This window comes from Pseudomonas sp. PDM09 (genome assembly GCF_014852305.1).
In the GTDB taxonomy this organism is placed as follows: Bacteria; Pseudomonadota; Gammaproteobacteria; order Pseudomonadales; family Pseudomonadaceae; genus Aquipseudomonas.
In genome coordinates this window covers 15,582-30,289 of the sequence record NZ_JACVBI010000006.1, presented here as the reverse complement: position 1 = coordinate 30,289, position 14,708 = coordinate 15,582, and the positions used below count along the sequence as shown (strand labels likewise).

Genomic DNA, 14,708 nt, shown 5'->3' with positions numbered 1-14,708 from the left:
ATATTCCAGGCCAGAAGTTATTCCGGCAGCCTAATGGGTTGGTCAGTATTTGTCAGTGTGTGAGACTTCGATGAAGCATTTTCGCTGCCTGTGGGTTATCGGCTGTTTATGGTTTCCCTTGATGGGCTGGGCGGCGCCCGCGCCACCGGCGCACATCGTGCAGCTGTTGCCAGCGCAACAGCAATGGCTGGCGCAGCATGGCGAGTTGCGGGTCGGAGTGGTGTTGCAAACGCCTTATGCCCAATACGATCGCCGCTTGCAGCGCCTGTCCGGGGTTAATATCGAGTTGATGAAGTGGCTGGCCAAGGCGCTCAAGATCGAACTGAGCTGGCGTAATTATCCCGATCTTGCGCAACTGGAAGCCGCCGCCCGTGAAGGCGACATCGATATCGCGCCAGGCCTGACGCAAACCCCCGTGGGTTTGCGGCTCTGGCAATTTTCCGACCCTTACATGCGGGTGTCGCAACTGGTGGTCAGCGACCAGAAAAGCACCGGGGCGGTAGAACTGGAAAAACTCGACAGCCAGACCCGCGTTGCCGTGCGCATGCCCAGCGTCACCGCCGATTATCTGCGCAGCAATTATCCCCATCTGAACTTGCAGGGCGTGCCTCTGGAGCGCCAGGCGCTGCAGCTGTTGTTGAGTCAGCAGGCCGGCTACGCCGTGGTCGATGAAGCGCAGTTCGGGCGTCTGTCTGCCGAGCCCGAGTTCTCCGGGTTGGTCGTGGTGGGCGATATCGGTTTCCCGCAACTGCTGCGAGTGGCCACGCGCCGGGACTGGCCGGAGTTGGCCGGCATCGTCGAAAGCGCGCTGCGGGCGATCCCGGCCAAGGATCTGGAGCAATTGCACAATCAATGGGTGCAACCCAAGTATCCGCGGCTGACCGAGTCGCCGGGTTTCTGGCAAAACCTCTGCCTGCTCTTGGTGGTGTTGCTGCTGAGCAGCATGGCCATTGTGTTCTGGCAACGTCGCCAGCAACACAGTCTGGAGCAGCGATTGCTGGCGGCACGCGAAGACATTGCCCTGCGCGAGGCCAGCGAAGAGGCCTTGCGCCTCACGCAGTTTTCCATCGAACAGAGCACCGTCGGCATCCTCTGGGTCAACTGGGACAGCCATGTGCGCTATGCCAACCGGGCGGCTGAAACCATGCTCGGCTACCCGGTGGGCGGGATCATTGATCGGCCATTGATCGACTTCGAGCCCGGCTTGCACATGGACCGCTGGCTGAGCCTGTGGAAACGCGCCCGGACCAGTGACGAAGCGCCGCAAAGTTTCGAGACCCATTGCGTGCGAGCGGACGGCAGTATCCTGCCGGCGGATGTTTCGTTGAGCTTCTTGCGTTTTCGCGATGGCGAATACCTGGTGGTTTACCTCAATGACGTCACCGAGCGTCGTCGCGCCCTGGCCGCGTTGCAGGAAAGCGAAGCGCGCCTGCAAGGGATCGCCGCCAACGTCCCCGGCCTGGTCTTTCGTCTGGAGCGCGCGCCGGTGACCGGGCAGATCGACTTTGCCTACATCAGTGAAGGCAGCGAGAGCCTGGTGGGCTACTCGCCCGCGACGCTGGCCCATCGCGACAAAGGCTTGCGCAGTCTGGTGCATCCGGACGACAGGGCCAGTTATCACCAGACTCAGGATCACGCGCTGGACACCGACAGTGACTGGTCGTGGCAGGGCCGGATTCTGACCCGTCAGGGCGAGCAGCGCTGGGCCGAGATCAAGGCCATCACTCGCCGCCTCGATGACGGCGCCTATGTCTGGGACGGGATCGTCTGGGACATCACTGAGAGCAAGCGCATCGAACTGGAACTGGCCAGCTCCCGCGAGCAATTACGTGAGTTGTCCGCCCACCTGGAGAGCGTTCGGGAAGAGGAAAAGGCCCGCATCGCCCGGGAAGTTCACGACGAATTGGGTCAGATGCTGACCGTGTTGAAGCTGGAAACGTCCATGTGCGAATTGGCCTACGCCCAGCTCGATCCGGGTCTGCACGAGCGCTTGAACAGCATGAAGCGGCTGATTGCTCAGCTGTTTCAACTGGTGCGCGATGTGGCCACGGCGCTACGGCCGCCGATTCTCGATGCCGGGATTGCCTCGGCGATTGAATGGCAGGCCCGGCGGTTCGAGGCACGCACGCAGATCCCGTGCCTGGTACAAGTGCCGGATAACCTGCCGGTGCTCAGCGATGCCAAGGCCATCGGGCTGTTCCGGATCCTTCAGGAAGCGCTGACCAATGTCATGCGCCACGCCCAGGCGCATACTGTTGAACTGACGCTGGCCCTTGAGGGCGATGAACTCTGCCTGACTGTCAGCGATGATGGCGTAGGATTTGTCGCCGCCACTGGCAGGCCGACATCCTTTGGAGTGGTCGGCATGCGTGAGCGAGTGTTGATCATGGGCGGGCAGTTGTCGCTTGAGAGTGAGCCGGGGGAGGGTACGACCCTGAGCGTGCGAGTGCCGTTGGACCGCTAAAAGATCGCAGCCTTCGGCAGCTCCTACGCCGAACGCGGCGATCTTTTCGGCGACAAGGCAATTTTTGAGGAGAGGCAAGTGATCCGTGTACTGGTAGCCGAAGACCACACCATCGTTCGCGAAGGCATCAAGCAATTGATCGGCCTGGCCAAGGACTTGCTGGTGGTAGGGGAGGCGAGCAATGGCGAGCAGTTGCTCGAGACCTTGCGCCATGTTCCCTGCGAAGTGGTATTGCTGGATATCTCCATGCCCGGGGTCAACGGCCTGGAAGCGATCCCGCGGATTCGCGCCTTGAACAATCCCCCGGCGATCCTGGTGTTGTCGATGCACGACGAAGCACAAATGGCCGCCCGGGCGTTGAAGGTCGGCGCTGCAGGTTATGCGACCAAGGACAGCGATCCGGCATTGCTGCTGACGGCAATCCGTAAAGTCGCGGCGGGTGGGCGATACATCGACCCGGACCTGGCCGACCGGATGGTCTTCGAAGTCGGTCTGACGGATTCGCGGCCATTGCACTCATTGCTGTCGGAGCGTGAATTCTCGGTATTCGAACGTTTGGCCCAAGGCGCCAACGTCAACGACATCGCCCAACAACTGGCCCTCAGTAGCAAAACCATCAGCACCCACAAAGCGCGACTGATGCAGAAACTCAACATCACCTCCCTGGCCGAACTGGTGAAGTACGCGATGGAACACAAGCTCCTCTGATTTTGAACGCGATCCCCCGTAGGAGCGAGGCTTGCCCGCGAAGCTTTTAGCGCACTTGAGGACGCCTTCGCGGGCAAGCCTCGCTCCTACGGGATCGTTGAGGCATGTCCATTTGCGACATGCACACAAAGCCGCTTTTGCCTGATCTTGCGGCTTGCAGATCACCGCCTGTCGCGATCCCGAATCGACATATCCATCCCCGCCATCCTTGTAGGGCAATCCCTACCCCCAATCTTCCATCCGGCTGAGGCGATTCTCTCCTGCGCCCCGATTTGCGCCCCTCCCAGCGTCCACTAGGCTTAGTCCACAGCAGTCATCAATAACAAAGGTGTGGGTATGAGCCAGGTTGATTCAAGCGCAGGGGCCAGCGATATTCTGGTCAGCTTTCGTGGAGTGCAAAAGAGCTACGACGGCGAGAACCTGATCGTCAAAGACCTCAACCTGGATATTCGCAAAGGCGAATTCCTCACCTTGCTCGGGCCGTCCGGCTCCGGCAAGACCACCAGTCTGATGATGCTCGCCGGTTTCGAAACGCCGACCGCCGGGGAAATTCAGCTGGCCGGGCGTTCCATCAACAACGTGCCGCCGCATAAACGCGACATCGGCATGGTGTTCCAGAACTACGCGTTGTTCCCGCACATGACGGTCGCCGAGAACCTGGCGTTCCCGCTGACCGTGCGCGGTTTGAACAAGAATGATGTCAGTGACCGGGTCAAACGTGTTTTGAGCATGGTTCAGCTCGACACCTTCGCCCAGCGTTATCCGGCGCAACTGTCCGGCGGCCAGCAACAGCGTGTGGCCTTGGCCCGTGCGTTGGTGTTCGAACCGCAACTGGTGCTGATGGACGAACCTCTCGGCGCACTGGACAAACAACTGCGCGAACACATGCAGATGGAAATCAAACACCTGCACCAGCGTCTCGGTGTGACCGTGGTCTACGTGACCCACGATCAGGGCGAAGCCCTCACCATGTCTGACCGTGTGGCGGTGTTCCACCAGGGCGAGATCCAGCAGATCGCACCACCGCGCTCCCTCTATGAAGAACCGAAAAACACCTTCGTCGCCAACTTCATCGGCGAGAACAACCGTCTCAATGGTCGCTTGCACAGCCACACCGGTGACCGTTGCGTCGTCGAACTCGGTCGCGGTGAAAAGGTTGAAGCCCTGGCGGTCAATGTCGGCAAGACCGGCGACCCCGTCACCCTGTCGATTCGCCCGGAACGCGTGAGTCTCAATGGTTCGAGCGAATCTTGCGTCAACCGCTTCTCGGGGCGGGTGGCGGAATTCATCTATCTGGGCGACCACGTCCGGGTTCGTCTGGAAGTCTGCGGCAAGACCGACTTCTTCGTGAAACAACCGATTGCCGAGCTCGATCCCGCGCTCGCTGTCGGCGACGTGGTACCGCTTGGCTGGCAGGTCGAACACGTTCGCGCGCTCGACCCACTTTTAGAGGCGCATTGATCGCCCCGGCTACACCAACACCAACCCTGCACGTGGAGAGAACAATAAATGTTGAGATCCCTGAAATTCACCGCCCTGGTCGTGGGCATGATGGGTGCGGCACACGCGATGGCGGCGGGCCCGGACCTGACCGTGGTGTCCTTTGGCGGGGCGAACAAGGCGGCGCAGGTCAAAGCCTTCTACGCACCGTGGGAAGCGGCGGGCAACGGCAAGATCGTGGCGGGCGAGTACAACGGCGAGATGGCCAAGGTCAAAGCCATGGTCGACACCAAGAGCGTGTCCTGGGACCTGGTGGAAGTTGAATCGCCGGAACTGTCCCGTGGTTGCGATGAAGACATGTTCGAGCAACTCGACCCTGCGCTGTTTGGCAAGTCCGAAGACTACGTCAAGGGCGCTATCCAGCCGTGCGGCGTGGGCTTCTTCGTGTGGTCGACCGTGTTGGCCTACAACGCTGACAAGCTGGCATCCGCACCGACCAGTTGGGTCGATTTCTGGGACACCAAGAAATTCCCGGGCAAGCGCGGCTTGCGTAAAGGCGCCAAGTACACCCTGGAATTCGCACTGATGGCTGACGGCGTTGCGCCGAAAGACGTCTACAAAGTACTGGCCGGCAAGGATGGTCAGGACCGTGCGTTCAAGAAACTCGATGAGCTCAAACCAAGCATCCAGTGGTGGGAAGCCGGCGCACAACCGCCGCAATACCTCGCCTCCGGTGACGTGGTCATGAGCTCGGCCTACAACGGCCGGATCGCGGCGGTACAGAAAGAAAGCAACCTGAAAGTGGTGTGGAACGGCGGTATCTACGACTTCGACGCGTGGGCGATTCCAAAAGGTCTGGACAAGACCCGTGCTGAAGCGGCGAAGAAATTCATCGCCTTCACCGTGCAACCGCAGCAACAGAAGACTTACTCGGAAAACATCGCTTACGGCCCGGCCAACACCAAAGCCGTGCCGTTGTTGGCCAAGGATGTCCTGAAAGACATGCCGACCACCCCGGAAAACATCGCCAACCAGGTGCAGATCGACGTCAGCTTCTGGGCTGACAACGGCGAGCAACTGGAACAGCGCTTCAATTCCTGGGCTGCGAAGTAACCACGCTATACGGGACGACGGTTCACCGGATGATCGTTCCCACGCTCTGCGTGGGAATGCCGCCCGGGACGCTCCGCGTCCCTGTGACACAGAGCGTCACTGGATGCGTTCCCACGCAGAGCGTGGGAACGATCAGTACCAAAAGTTCGAGGCGGCGTTTTTCGCCTCTGTAACGATCAAAGATTTCCGGAGTACGCCATGGCTATCGCCGTTCCCGTGAACGCGGGCACTGACCCCACCTTGAAGCAGCGGCTCAAGCACGCCGAGCGGATCAACCGCTGGAAAGCTCAAGCCTTGATCGCGCCGTTGGTGCTGTTTCTGTTGCTGGTGTTCCTGGTGCCGATCGTGGCGCTGCTCTACAAAAGCGTCGGTAACCCCGAAGTGGTTGGCGCCATGCCGCGCACCGTGGCAGCCATCGCCAGCTGGGATGGCCGAGGCCTGCCGGCAGAGCCTGTGTATAGGGCCGCCAGCGAAGACCTCGCCGAAGCCCGCAAGAATCAGACCTTGGGTGACTTGTCCAAGCGCTTGAACATGGAGTTGGCCGGCTACCGCAGCCTGCTGACCAAAACCGCACGCGCCTTGCCGTTCGCCACCGAGCCGACTTCCTATAAGGAAGCGCTCGAAGCGCTGGACGAGCGTTGGGGCGATCCGGCCTATTGGCAGGTCGTGCGCCGTAATACCAGTAATGTGACGCCTTATTACCTGTTGGCCGCTGTCGATCATCGTATCGACGACCTCGGTGAGCTGGCCCCGGCCACCCCCGATCAGGCGATCTACCTCGATATCTTTGCCCGGACCTTCTGGATGGGCCTGATCATCACCGTGATCTGCCTGGTGCTGGCCTATCCACTGGCCTACCTGCTGGCGAACCTGCCATCGCGGCAAAGCAACCTGTTGATGATTCTGGTGCTGTTGCCGTTCTGGACCTCGATTCTGGTGCGGGTCGCTGCGTGGATCGTGTTGCTACAGTCGGGCGGTTTGATCAACAGCGGGCTGATGGCCATGGGCATTATCGATAAGCCGCTGGAGCTGGTGTTCAACCGCACCGGGGTTTATATCTCGATGGTGCACATCCTGCTGCCATTCATGATTCTGCCGATCTACAGCGTAATGAAAGGCATCTCGCCGACTTACATGCGCGCGGCGATTTCCCTCGGTTGCCACCCGTTCGCCAGTTTCTGGCGGGTGTATTTCCCGCAAACCTATGCCGGTGTCGGCGCCGGTTGCCTGTTGGTGTTCATCCTCGCCATCGGCTACTACATCACCCCGGCGTTGCTGGGCAGCCCGAACGATCAGATGGTGAGTTATTTCGTCGCCTTCTACACCAACACCAGCATCAACTGGGGCATGGCGACCGCGCTCGGTGGGCTGTTGCTGCTGGCGACCGTGGTGCTTTATCTGATTTACAGCCGGCTGGTGGGCGCCAGTCGCCTGCGCCTGAGCTAAGGGGAGAATGAAATGCTGAGTCCTTACATGTCGCCCATCGAACGGGTGTGGTTCTACAGCTTGCGGATTCTCTGCGGCTTGATTCTGTTGTTCCTGATCCTGCCGGTGCTGGTGATCATTCCGCTGTCGTTCAACTCCGGGAGCTTTCTGGTCTATCCGCTGCAAGGCTTCTCACTGCACTGGTACCAGGACTTCTTTGCTTCGGCGGAATGGATGCGTTCGTTGAAGAACAGCATGATCGTGGCTCCGGCGGCGACCGTGCTGGCGATGATCTTCGGTACGCTGGCAGCGATCGGCCTGACCCGGGGCGATTTCCCGGGCAAACCGCTGGTGATGGCGCTGGTGATTTCGCCGATGGTGGTGCCGGTTGTGATCATTGGTGTGGCCAGTTACCTGACCTTTGCCCCACTGGGATTTGGTAACAGCTATATCTCGCTGATCGTCGTGCACGCCGTCTTGGGTGTGCCGTTTGTGATCATCACGGTATCGGCGACGTTGCAGGGGTTTAACCAGAACCTGGTGCGGGCCGCTGCAAGCCTGGGGGCTTCGCCGTTGACCGCATTCCGGCGGGTGACCTTGCCGTTGATTGCGCCGGGCGTGATTTCCGGTGCGCTGTTTGCCTTCGCCACCTCATTCGATGAAGTGGTGGTGACGCTGTTCCTTGCTGGTCCCGAACAAGCGACCTTGCCTCGGCAGATGTTCAGCGGCATCCGTGAAAACCTCAGCCCGACGATTGCCGCTGCCGCGACGCTGCTGATTGCGTTCTCGGTGGTCCTGTTGCTGACACTGGAATGGCTGCGTGGGCGCAGCGAAAAACTTCGCACCGCGCAGGTCTGACGGCCAGATGATCGTTCCCACGCTCCGCGTGGGAATGCAGCCCGGGACGCTCCGCGTCCCATCGAGAGCCGAACGCGGAGCGTCCGTTGAGGCATTCCCACGCGAAGCGTGGGAATGATCGGTAGGTTGCGGGCATGGTTATTCATGACCTGAATAGCAGACAACCCCCAATCCCCAGCTACTATTGTGCCCAGCTCCCCTATCTATAAGAGGCTGCGCACATGAGTCTTTCCTCTTTCAAAATCGCTCACAAACTGATCACTGGCGCAGGTGCCATCGAGCAACTGGCGGCTGAGCTCACACGTCTGGACATCGATAACCCGCTGATCGTCACCGACGCCGCACTGGTCAAGTCCGGCACGGTAGAGCTGGCGCTGGCGCAGCTGGGCGAGCGCAGTTACGAGATTTTCGACCGGGTGCTGCCGGATCCGGAAATCGCCATCGTCGAAGATTGCATGCGGGTTTACCGTGAAGGCGGGCATGACGGATTGATTGGTCTCGGTGGCGGCAGTGCCATCGACATCGCCAAGAGTGTTGCAGCCTATGCCGGTTACCACGGCGCCCTGGAGGACTTGTTCGGCGTTGATCAGGTGCCGCGCAAAGGCCCGCCGCTGATTGCCATCCCGACCACTGCCGGCACCGGTTCGGAAGTGACCAACGTGGCCATCCTCTCCGATAAGATCGCGCAACTGAAGAAAGGTATTGTCAGCGATTACCTGTTGCCGGACGTGGCACTGATCAGCCCGCAAATGACCCTGACCTGCCCGCGCAGTGTCACCGCTGCCAGTGGCGTCGATGCGCTGGTGCACGCCATCGAGTCCTACCTGTCACTCAATGCCTCGCCAATCACCGATGCCCTGGCCATTGGCGCGATCAAACTGATTACCAAAGCACTGCCCAAGGCCTACGCCAATCCATCCCATCTGCAAGCCCGCGAAGACATGGCCACCGCCAGCCTGATGGCCGGCATGGCGTTCGGCAATGCCGGGGTCGGCGCGGTGCATGCGTTGGCGTATCCACTGGGCGGGCGTTTCAACATTGCCCATGGCGTCAGCAATGCCTTGCTGCTGCCGTATGTCATGACCTGGAACAAGATGGCTTGCGTGGAGCGCATGCAGGATATTGCCGAGGCCATGGGGGTGAAGACCGCTCATCTGAGCGCCAACGAAGCGGCGGACAAAGCCGTGGAGGCGATGACCGAGCTGTGTGCAGCGGTAGAAATCCCGCTGGGCCTGCGCAGTTTCGGGGTGCCCGAGGATGCGATCCCGGCCATGGCCGTGGAAGCCGCCGGGATTGAGCGCCTGATGCGTAACAATCCGCGCAAGTTGAGTACCGTCGATATTGAGAAGATCTACCGAGCGGCCTATTAGTACCCAATCATCGCAGCACGGTGCGCGCGTCAAAGCATGAGGTATACAATGCGCGCCAATCGTGATTCTGCTCAAAAAAGGTGCGTCATGCAGCCCTTCGTCATTGCTCCGTCGATTCTCTCCGCCGACTTCGCCCGCCTGGGCGAGGAAGTGGATAACGTCCTGGCCGCCGGCGCCGACTTCGTGCACTTCGATGTCATGGACAACCACTACGTGCCCAACCTGACCATCGGCCCGATGGTGTGTGCCGCGCTGCGCAAGTACGGCGTGACCGCGCCAATCGATGCGCACTTGATGGTCAGCCCGGTGGACCGCATCGTCGGTGACTTCATCGAAGCCGGTGCGACCTACATTACTTTCCACCCGGAAGCCACGCAGCACGTCGACCGTTCCCTGCAACTGATCCGCGAGGGCGGCTGCAAGGCCGGCCTGGTGTTCAACCCGGCGACCCCGCTGGACGTGCTCAAGTACGTGATGGACAAGGTCGACATGGTGTTGCTGATGAGCGTCAACCCGGGCTTCGGCGGGCAGAAGTTCATTCCCGGCACCCTCGACAAGCTGCGTGAAGCGCGGGCGCTGATCGATGCCTCCGGTCGTGACATCCGCCTGGAAATCGACGGTGGGGTGAACGTGAACAACATTCGCGAAATCGCTGCGGCGGGCGCCGACACCTTCGTGGCCGGCTCGGCGATCTTCAATGCGCCGAACTATCAGGAAGTGATTGAAAAAATGCGCTCCGAACTGGCGCTGGCTCGCCCATGAGTGGTTTTGAGCAGCTGTTCCCCGGGCGTCTGCCGCGGCTGGTGATGTTCGATCTGGATGGCACGCTGGTCGATTCGGTCCCCGACCTCGCGGCGGCCGTGGATAACATGCTGCTCAAACTCGGGCGTCAACCTGCCGGTATCGAACCGGTACGGGAGTGGGTCGGCAACGGCGTGCACATGCTGGTGCGCCGGGCCTTGGCCAACCACATCGACGCCGAGGGTGTCGATGAGGTCGAGGCCGAGCATGCCCTGGAATTGTTCAACGGCTTTTATGAGGATGGTCACGAACTGACGGTGGTTTACCCCGGCGTGCGTGACACCCTCAAGTGGCTGAACAAACAAGGCGTCGAAATGGCGCTGATCACCAACAAGCCGGAACGCTTCGTCGCGCCGCTGCTGGATCAGATGAAGATCGGCCGTTACTTCAAATGGATCATCGGTGGCGACACTCTACCGAATAAGAAACCCGACCCGGCCGCGCTGTTTTTCGTGATGAAAATGGCCAACATTCCAGCGTCCCAATCGTTGTTCGTCGGCGACTCGCGCAGCGACGTGCTGGCGGCGAAAGCGGCGGGGGTCAAATGCGTGGCCCTCAGTTACGGCTATAACCACGGTCGGCCAATCGCCGAAGAATCGCCGGCGCTGGTGATCGATGATCTGCGCAAACTAATTCCCGGTTGCCTGGATCCGGCCGCTGAGATAACGTTGCCCAACGCTGTTCAATCCCCTCCTGGAAACGCCATCGTGGTGGTCACTCGCAAACTCTGGATGAAAGTCATCAAGGCCCTGGCCCGCTGGCGTTGGCGCGCCTGACTTGTTCCTGGCCGGCGTACCGGCGCGTTTGCAAACCTGACCGTTAGACCCTCAAGCCACGAGGCACCTCATGATCCGCGAAGAATTCCTGCGTTTGGCCGCTGCCGGCTACAACCGCATCCCGCTTGCCTGCGAAACCCTGGCCGACTTCGACACGCCATTGTCGATCTACCTGAAACTGGCCGACGAGCCCAATTCCTACCTGCTGGAGTCGGTGCAGGGCGGCGAGAAATGGGGCCGTTATTCGATCATTGGCCTGCCGTGCCGCACCGTGCTGCGGGTTCACGATCACCACGTCAGCGTGACCCACGACGGCGTCGAGATCGAAAGCCACGACGTTGAAGACCCGCTGGCCTTTGTCGAAGCCTTCCAGGCGCGTTACAACGTGCCGACCATCGCCGGTCTGCCGCGCTTCAATGGCGGTCTGGTGGGCTACTTCGGTTATGACTGCGTGCGTTATGTGGAGAAGCGTCTGGGCAAATGCCCGAACCCGGATCCACTGGGCGTACCGGACATTTTGCTGATGGTGTCCGACGCGGTAGTGGTGTTCGACAACCTCGCCGGCAAAATGCACGCGATTGTCCTGGCCGATCCATCGCAGGAAGACGCCTTCGAACAAGGTCAGGCGCGTCTGCAAGCACTGCTGGAACAACTCCGTCAGCCGATTACCCCGCGCCGTGGCCTGGATTTCAGCAAGCAACAGTCTGCTGATCCGGTGTTCCGCTCGAGTTTCACCCAGGACGATTACGAAAAAGCCGTCGACACCATCAAGGAATACATCCTGGCCGGTGACTGCATGCAGGTCGTGCCGTCCCAGCGTATGTCGATCGACTTCAAGGCTGCGCCTATCGATCTGTATCGGGCGCTGCGCTGCTTCAACCCGACGCCTTACATGTACTTCTTCAACTTCGGCGACTTCCACGTCGTCGGCAGTTCGCCGGAAGTATTGGTGCGGGTCGAAGACAACCTGATCACCGTGCGCCCGATTGCCGGCACTCGTCCGCGAGGTGCCAACGAAGAGGCTGACGTGGCGCTGGAAAAAGACCTGCTGTCGGACGACAAGGAAATCGCCGAGCACCTGATGCTGATCGATCTGGGCCGCAACGACACTGGTCGGGTTTCGGAAATCGGTTCGGTGAAACTCACCGAGAAGATGGTGATCGAGCGTTATTCCAACGTGATGCACATCGTGTCCAACGTCACCGGTCAATTGAAGGCCGGGCTGACGGCGATGGACGCACTGCGGGCGATCCTGCCGGCCGGCACCTTGTCTGGCGCGCCGAAGATTCGCGCGATGGAAATCATTGACGAGCTGGAACCGGTCAAGCGTGGCGTCTACGGCGGCGCGGTCGGTTACTTCGCCTGGAACGGCAACATGGACACCGCGATTGCGATCCGCACCGCAGTGATCAAGAACGGCGAACTGCACGTGCAGGCCGGTGGCGGCATCGTCGCCGACTCTGTGCCGGCACTGGAATGGGAAGAAACCCTGAACAAGCGCCGCGCCATGTTCCGTGCAGTAGCCCTGGCCGAGCAGACGCCAGACACCTGAGTTCATGCAATACCTGTGGGAGCGAGCCTGCTCGCGATGGGGCCAGCACTGCTGACATTGATGTTGCCTGACTCATCGCTATCGCGAGCAGGCTCGCTCCCACATGGATCTCACCACCATAAAAAACGCGGCGCCTGTGAGGGCGCCGCGTTTTTTTATTGCCTGCGGTTTAGAAATCCAACGCCACCCCAACGTTGATGCCCTGTTGGGTAAAGTCATCATCCTTGCGGAACGTGTAACCACCACGCAGCGCCAGGTCGGCGGTCAACTTGTGGCTGACCCCCAGGCTCACGCGGTTCAAGTGACTCTGCGGCGTATAACCTTCCAGCGTAAAGTCGTTCGCCGGCAGGCTGTTGAGGGCGATGTTTACCTTCTGAACGTCATCTTCGTACTCACGTTCGTAGGCATATTCGCCAAATACCTGGGTCTGACGGGTGAAGTTGTACTTTCCTTGCAAACCGACACCCAGGCGTTTCGAATCTCGGGTCTGATCATCAAAGGTCAGCGCCGTGGAGCGGGTGCTGTTTTCCGAGTAGCCGTCGACTTCCACTTTGGCGTAATCGGCGCTGATGAACGGTGACAGATGCCATTCGCTGCCCGGTTGCGCAATGTCATAGCCAAGGCGAGTGCTGAAGGCCCAGAGGTGGCCGTCGGTATCACCCTTTTCCCCACCTTCGCTGACACCCAGGTCGAATTTGCGTTCGAGGTTGTCGTAATCCAGTTTGCCACCGGTCAATGCGGCATCGGCCCACCAGCGATTCTGCTGAAACTGAGCGAAGGCGGTCGCCAGATAGCTATTGAGTTTGTAGTCCGAATCGTTACTGCCGGCGTCCAGGTTCTGACGATAGAAGCCTGCTGCCACGCCCACGCGCCAGGCTTCATTGAGGCGATAGCTGCCGCCGATATTCAGGTTGTAGCCGCTGCCATCGGCACTGGCGCCGCTGCTTTGGCTATCGAAATCCAGATGCTGGCCACCGCCGGCGACAATCGCGCGCCATTGGCCGACGGCCTGCCAGTTCTCCCAGTCGGATTGCCACTGGCTACGCAGTTCATCCTGATGGGCGCGTAAGGTGGCGTGGGCCATTTCCGGCAGCAGTGTCAGTTCCCAAGGCGCCGACAGCAAGGAATAGGCGTAATCGGCGATCAGCTTTTGCCCGGTTTCCGTGGGGTGAACCGAGTCGTTATAAATCAGCTTGCTCGGGTCCGGGGTGGCACTGTTGATGCCATACACGGCGTTCTCCGTACAACCGCTGCCGCTAAAACAGGTGGCCGTCAGGTTCTGGCCGGTGGCGAGGCCGAAACGCGCCGGGTCGGCGAAGGTTTCCTGCAACAGCAGTGGAATGTTCAGCGGGATAATTTCGGCATTGATCCCCGCCAGGCGTGTGACCAACTGTTGATTAAAGTCGGTACTCAGCTGTGAGATCGAGGCTTGTAATGGAGTGCCATTGACGGCGGGCGTCAATCCAAGGTCGGGCAGCAGCCAGACCACGATGTATTTGGCGCCGGCGGTTTGCAGGGTCTGCACGCTGTCGGCCAGTTGATTCGCCGCGGTGTTGGCCTGGGCGGTGTTGAGTACGCGGCCTTGAAGGAAGTCGTTGCCGCCCCCGGAGATGTAATACAGCGCATTCGGATCGGCGCGGAAATTGTTCGTCGGCAGATAGCCTGGTCGGGTGCGTTCGCCCGTGGCGGATTCGGTAGTGATCGAATCCAGAATCTGGTCGGTGCGGTAACCGCCCACGGCCCAGTTGTTGCCATCCACCAGTCCTTCATTGGCGCGTACAGCCGAAGTCGAGGCGGCGGTCTGGTCTGCTGAGAACCCGAGACGTCCACCCAACAATTGCGTGGAGTTCAGCGAGCGAAATTCACCACTGCCATCCAGGTAAACCGGCCCGGTCCGGTTGGTAAAACGCTGGGTCGCACCGGCTGGGCCACCCGTGTCGGTAAACTGCCCGGCATCGTTGAGGCTGTCGCCAAAGACGACGAAATTCGAATACGGGTTGGGCGCGGCGATCGCCTGGGAACAGGCAGCAGCGAGCAGGCATCCGGCGAGCGGTACAAACAACGTCTGTTTGATCATGAGCAAGTCCGTTTATTTATTGTTGTTGTAAACGAAACGACAGTACCAAAAACTTCCGGCCCTTTGCCATCTGTCGCGAACCCTTTGATTGTTTCGCCAGCTGTCGCCCCGGCCATATTGCACG

11 protein-coding genes are annotated in these 14,708 nt (G+C 60.2%); 10 read left to right on the top strand and 1 reads right to left on the bottom strand.

What is annotated here, in order from left to right; translation table 11 throughout:
* Window positions 1–70: 70 nt before the first annotated feature.
* From IB250_RS15640 to trpE, 10 genes are all read left to right on the top strand, one after another.
* Window positions 71–2,464: a PAS domain S-box protein gene (locus IB250_RS15640; protein WP_192344782.1), complete on the top strand. Its 2,394-nt coding sequence runs from the start codon at window positions 71–73 to the stop codon at window positions 2,462–2,464.
* Window positions 2,465–2,542: 78 nt separating this feature from the next.
* Window positions 2,543–3,172, top strand: a complete 630-nt coding sequence (locus IB250_RS15635; RefSeq protein WP_003210977.1) for a response regulator transcription factor — start codon at window positions 2,543–2,545, stop codon at window positions 3,170–3,172.
* A 336-nt stretch (window positions 3,173–3,508) separates the two neighbouring features.
* Window positions 3,509–4,633 carry an ABC transporter ATP-binding protein gene (locus IB250_RS15630; protein WP_123497410.1) on the top strand — a complete coding sequence of 375 codons (1,125 nt, stop codon included), beginning with the start codon at window positions 3,509–3,511 and terminating at the stop codon, window positions 4,631–4,633.
* Between the two features lie 48 nt (window positions 4,634–4,681).
* A complete protein-coding gene (locus IB250_RS15625; RefSeq protein WP_192344781.1) occupies window positions 4,682–5,725 on the top strand; it encodes an ABC transporter substrate-binding protein in 1,044 nt (347 codons plus the stop codon).
* A gap of 198 nt (window positions 5,726–5,923) precedes the next feature.
* Window positions 5,924–7,171 carry an ABC transporter permease gene (locus tag IB250_RS15620; protein ID WP_192344780.1) on the top strand — a complete coding sequence of 416 codons (1,248 nt, stop codon included), beginning with the start codon at window positions 5,924–5,926 and terminating at the stop codon, window positions 7,169–7,171.
* 12 nt (window positions 7,172–7,183) lie between these two features.
* Window positions 7,184–8,008, top strand: coding sequence for an ABC transporter permease (locus IB250_RS15615; RefSeq protein WP_192344779.1), 825 nt, complete (start codon window positions 7,184–7,186; stop codon window positions 8,006–8,008).
* A 221-nt stretch (window positions 8,009–8,229) separates the two neighbouring features.
* Window positions 8,230–9,378 (top strand): iron-containing alcohol dehydrogenase, encoded by a 1,149-nt coding sequence (locus IB250_RS15610; RefSeq protein WP_192344778.1) that lies wholly within the window; start codon window positions 8,230–8,232, stop codon window positions 9,376–9,378.
* An 87-nt stretch (window positions 9,379–9,465) separates the two neighbouring features.
* Window positions 9,466–10,140, top strand: a complete 675-nt coding sequence (gene rpe / locus IB250_RS15605; protein ID WP_052967174.1) for a ribulose-phosphate 3-epimerase — start codon at window positions 9,466–9,468, stop codon at window positions 10,138–10,140.
* Entirely contained in the window at window positions 10,137–10,955 is an 819-nt protein-coding gene (locus IB250_RS15600; protein ID WP_192344777.1) for a phosphoglycolate phosphatase, read from the top strand. The genes rpe and IB250_RS15600 overlap by 4 nt, the downstream gene beginning before the upstream one ends.
* Before the next feature lie 70 nt (window positions 10,956–11,025).
* Window positions 11,026–12,507, top strand: a complete 1,482-nt coding sequence (gene trpE, locus IB250_RS15595) for an anthranilate synthase component I (protein WP_192344776.1) — start codon at window positions 11,026–11,028, stop codon at window positions 12,505–12,507.
* Window positions 12,508–12,676: 169 nt separating this feature from the next.
* Here trpE and estP read toward each other — a convergent pair whose 3' ends face one another.
* The gene (estP, locus tag IB250_RS15590) at window positions 12,677–14,584 is read right to left on the bottom strand and encodes an esterase EstP (protein ID WP_192344775.1); all 1,908 of its coding nucleotides are present in this window, start codon (window positions 14,582–14,584) and stop codon (window positions 12,677–12,679) included.
* Window positions 14,585–14,708 lie beyond the last annotated feature (124 nt).

Bases quoted from the DNA above. Each gene is read 5' to 3' on its own strand.
- IB250_RS15640 (WP_192344782.1), top strand. From the start codon at position 71: ATGAAGCATTTTCGCTGCCTGTGGGTTATCGGCTGTTTATGGTTTCCC.
- IB250_RS15630 (WP_123497410.1), top strand. From the start codon at position 3,509: ATGAGCCAGGTTGATTCAAGCGCAGGGGCCAGCGATATTCTGGTCAGC.
- IB250_RS15625 (WP_192344781.1), top strand. From the start codon at position 4,682: ATGTTGAGATCCCTGAAATTCACCGCCCTGGTCGTGGGCATGATGGGT.
- IB250_RS15620 (WP_192344780.1), top strand. From the start codon at position 5,924: ATGGCTATCGCCGTTCCCGTGAACGCGGGCACTGACCCCACCTTGAAG.
- IB250_RS15615 (WP_192344779.1), top strand. From the start codon at position 7,184: ATGCTGAGTCCTTACATGTCGCCCATCGAACGGGTGTGGTTCTACAGC.
- IB250_RS15610 (WP_192344778.1), top strand. From the start codon at position 8,230: ATGAGTCTTTCCTCTTTCAAAATCGCTCACAAACTGATCACTGGCGCA.
- rpe (WP_052967174.1), top strand. From the start codon at position 9,466: ATGCAGCCCTTCGTCATTGCTCCGTCGATTCTCTCCGCCGACTTCGCC.
- IB250_RS15600 (WP_192344777.1), top strand. From the start codon at position 10,137: ATGAGTGGTTTTGAGCAGCTGTTCCCCGGGCGTCTGCCGCGGCTGGTG.
- trpE (WP_192344776.1), top strand. From the start codon at position 11,026: ATGATCCGCGAAGAATTCCTGCGTTTGGCCGCTGCCGGCTACAACCGC.
- estP (WP_192344775.1), bottom strand. From the start codon at position 14,584: ATGATCAAACAGACGTTGTTTGTACCGCTCGCCGGATGCCTGCTCGCT.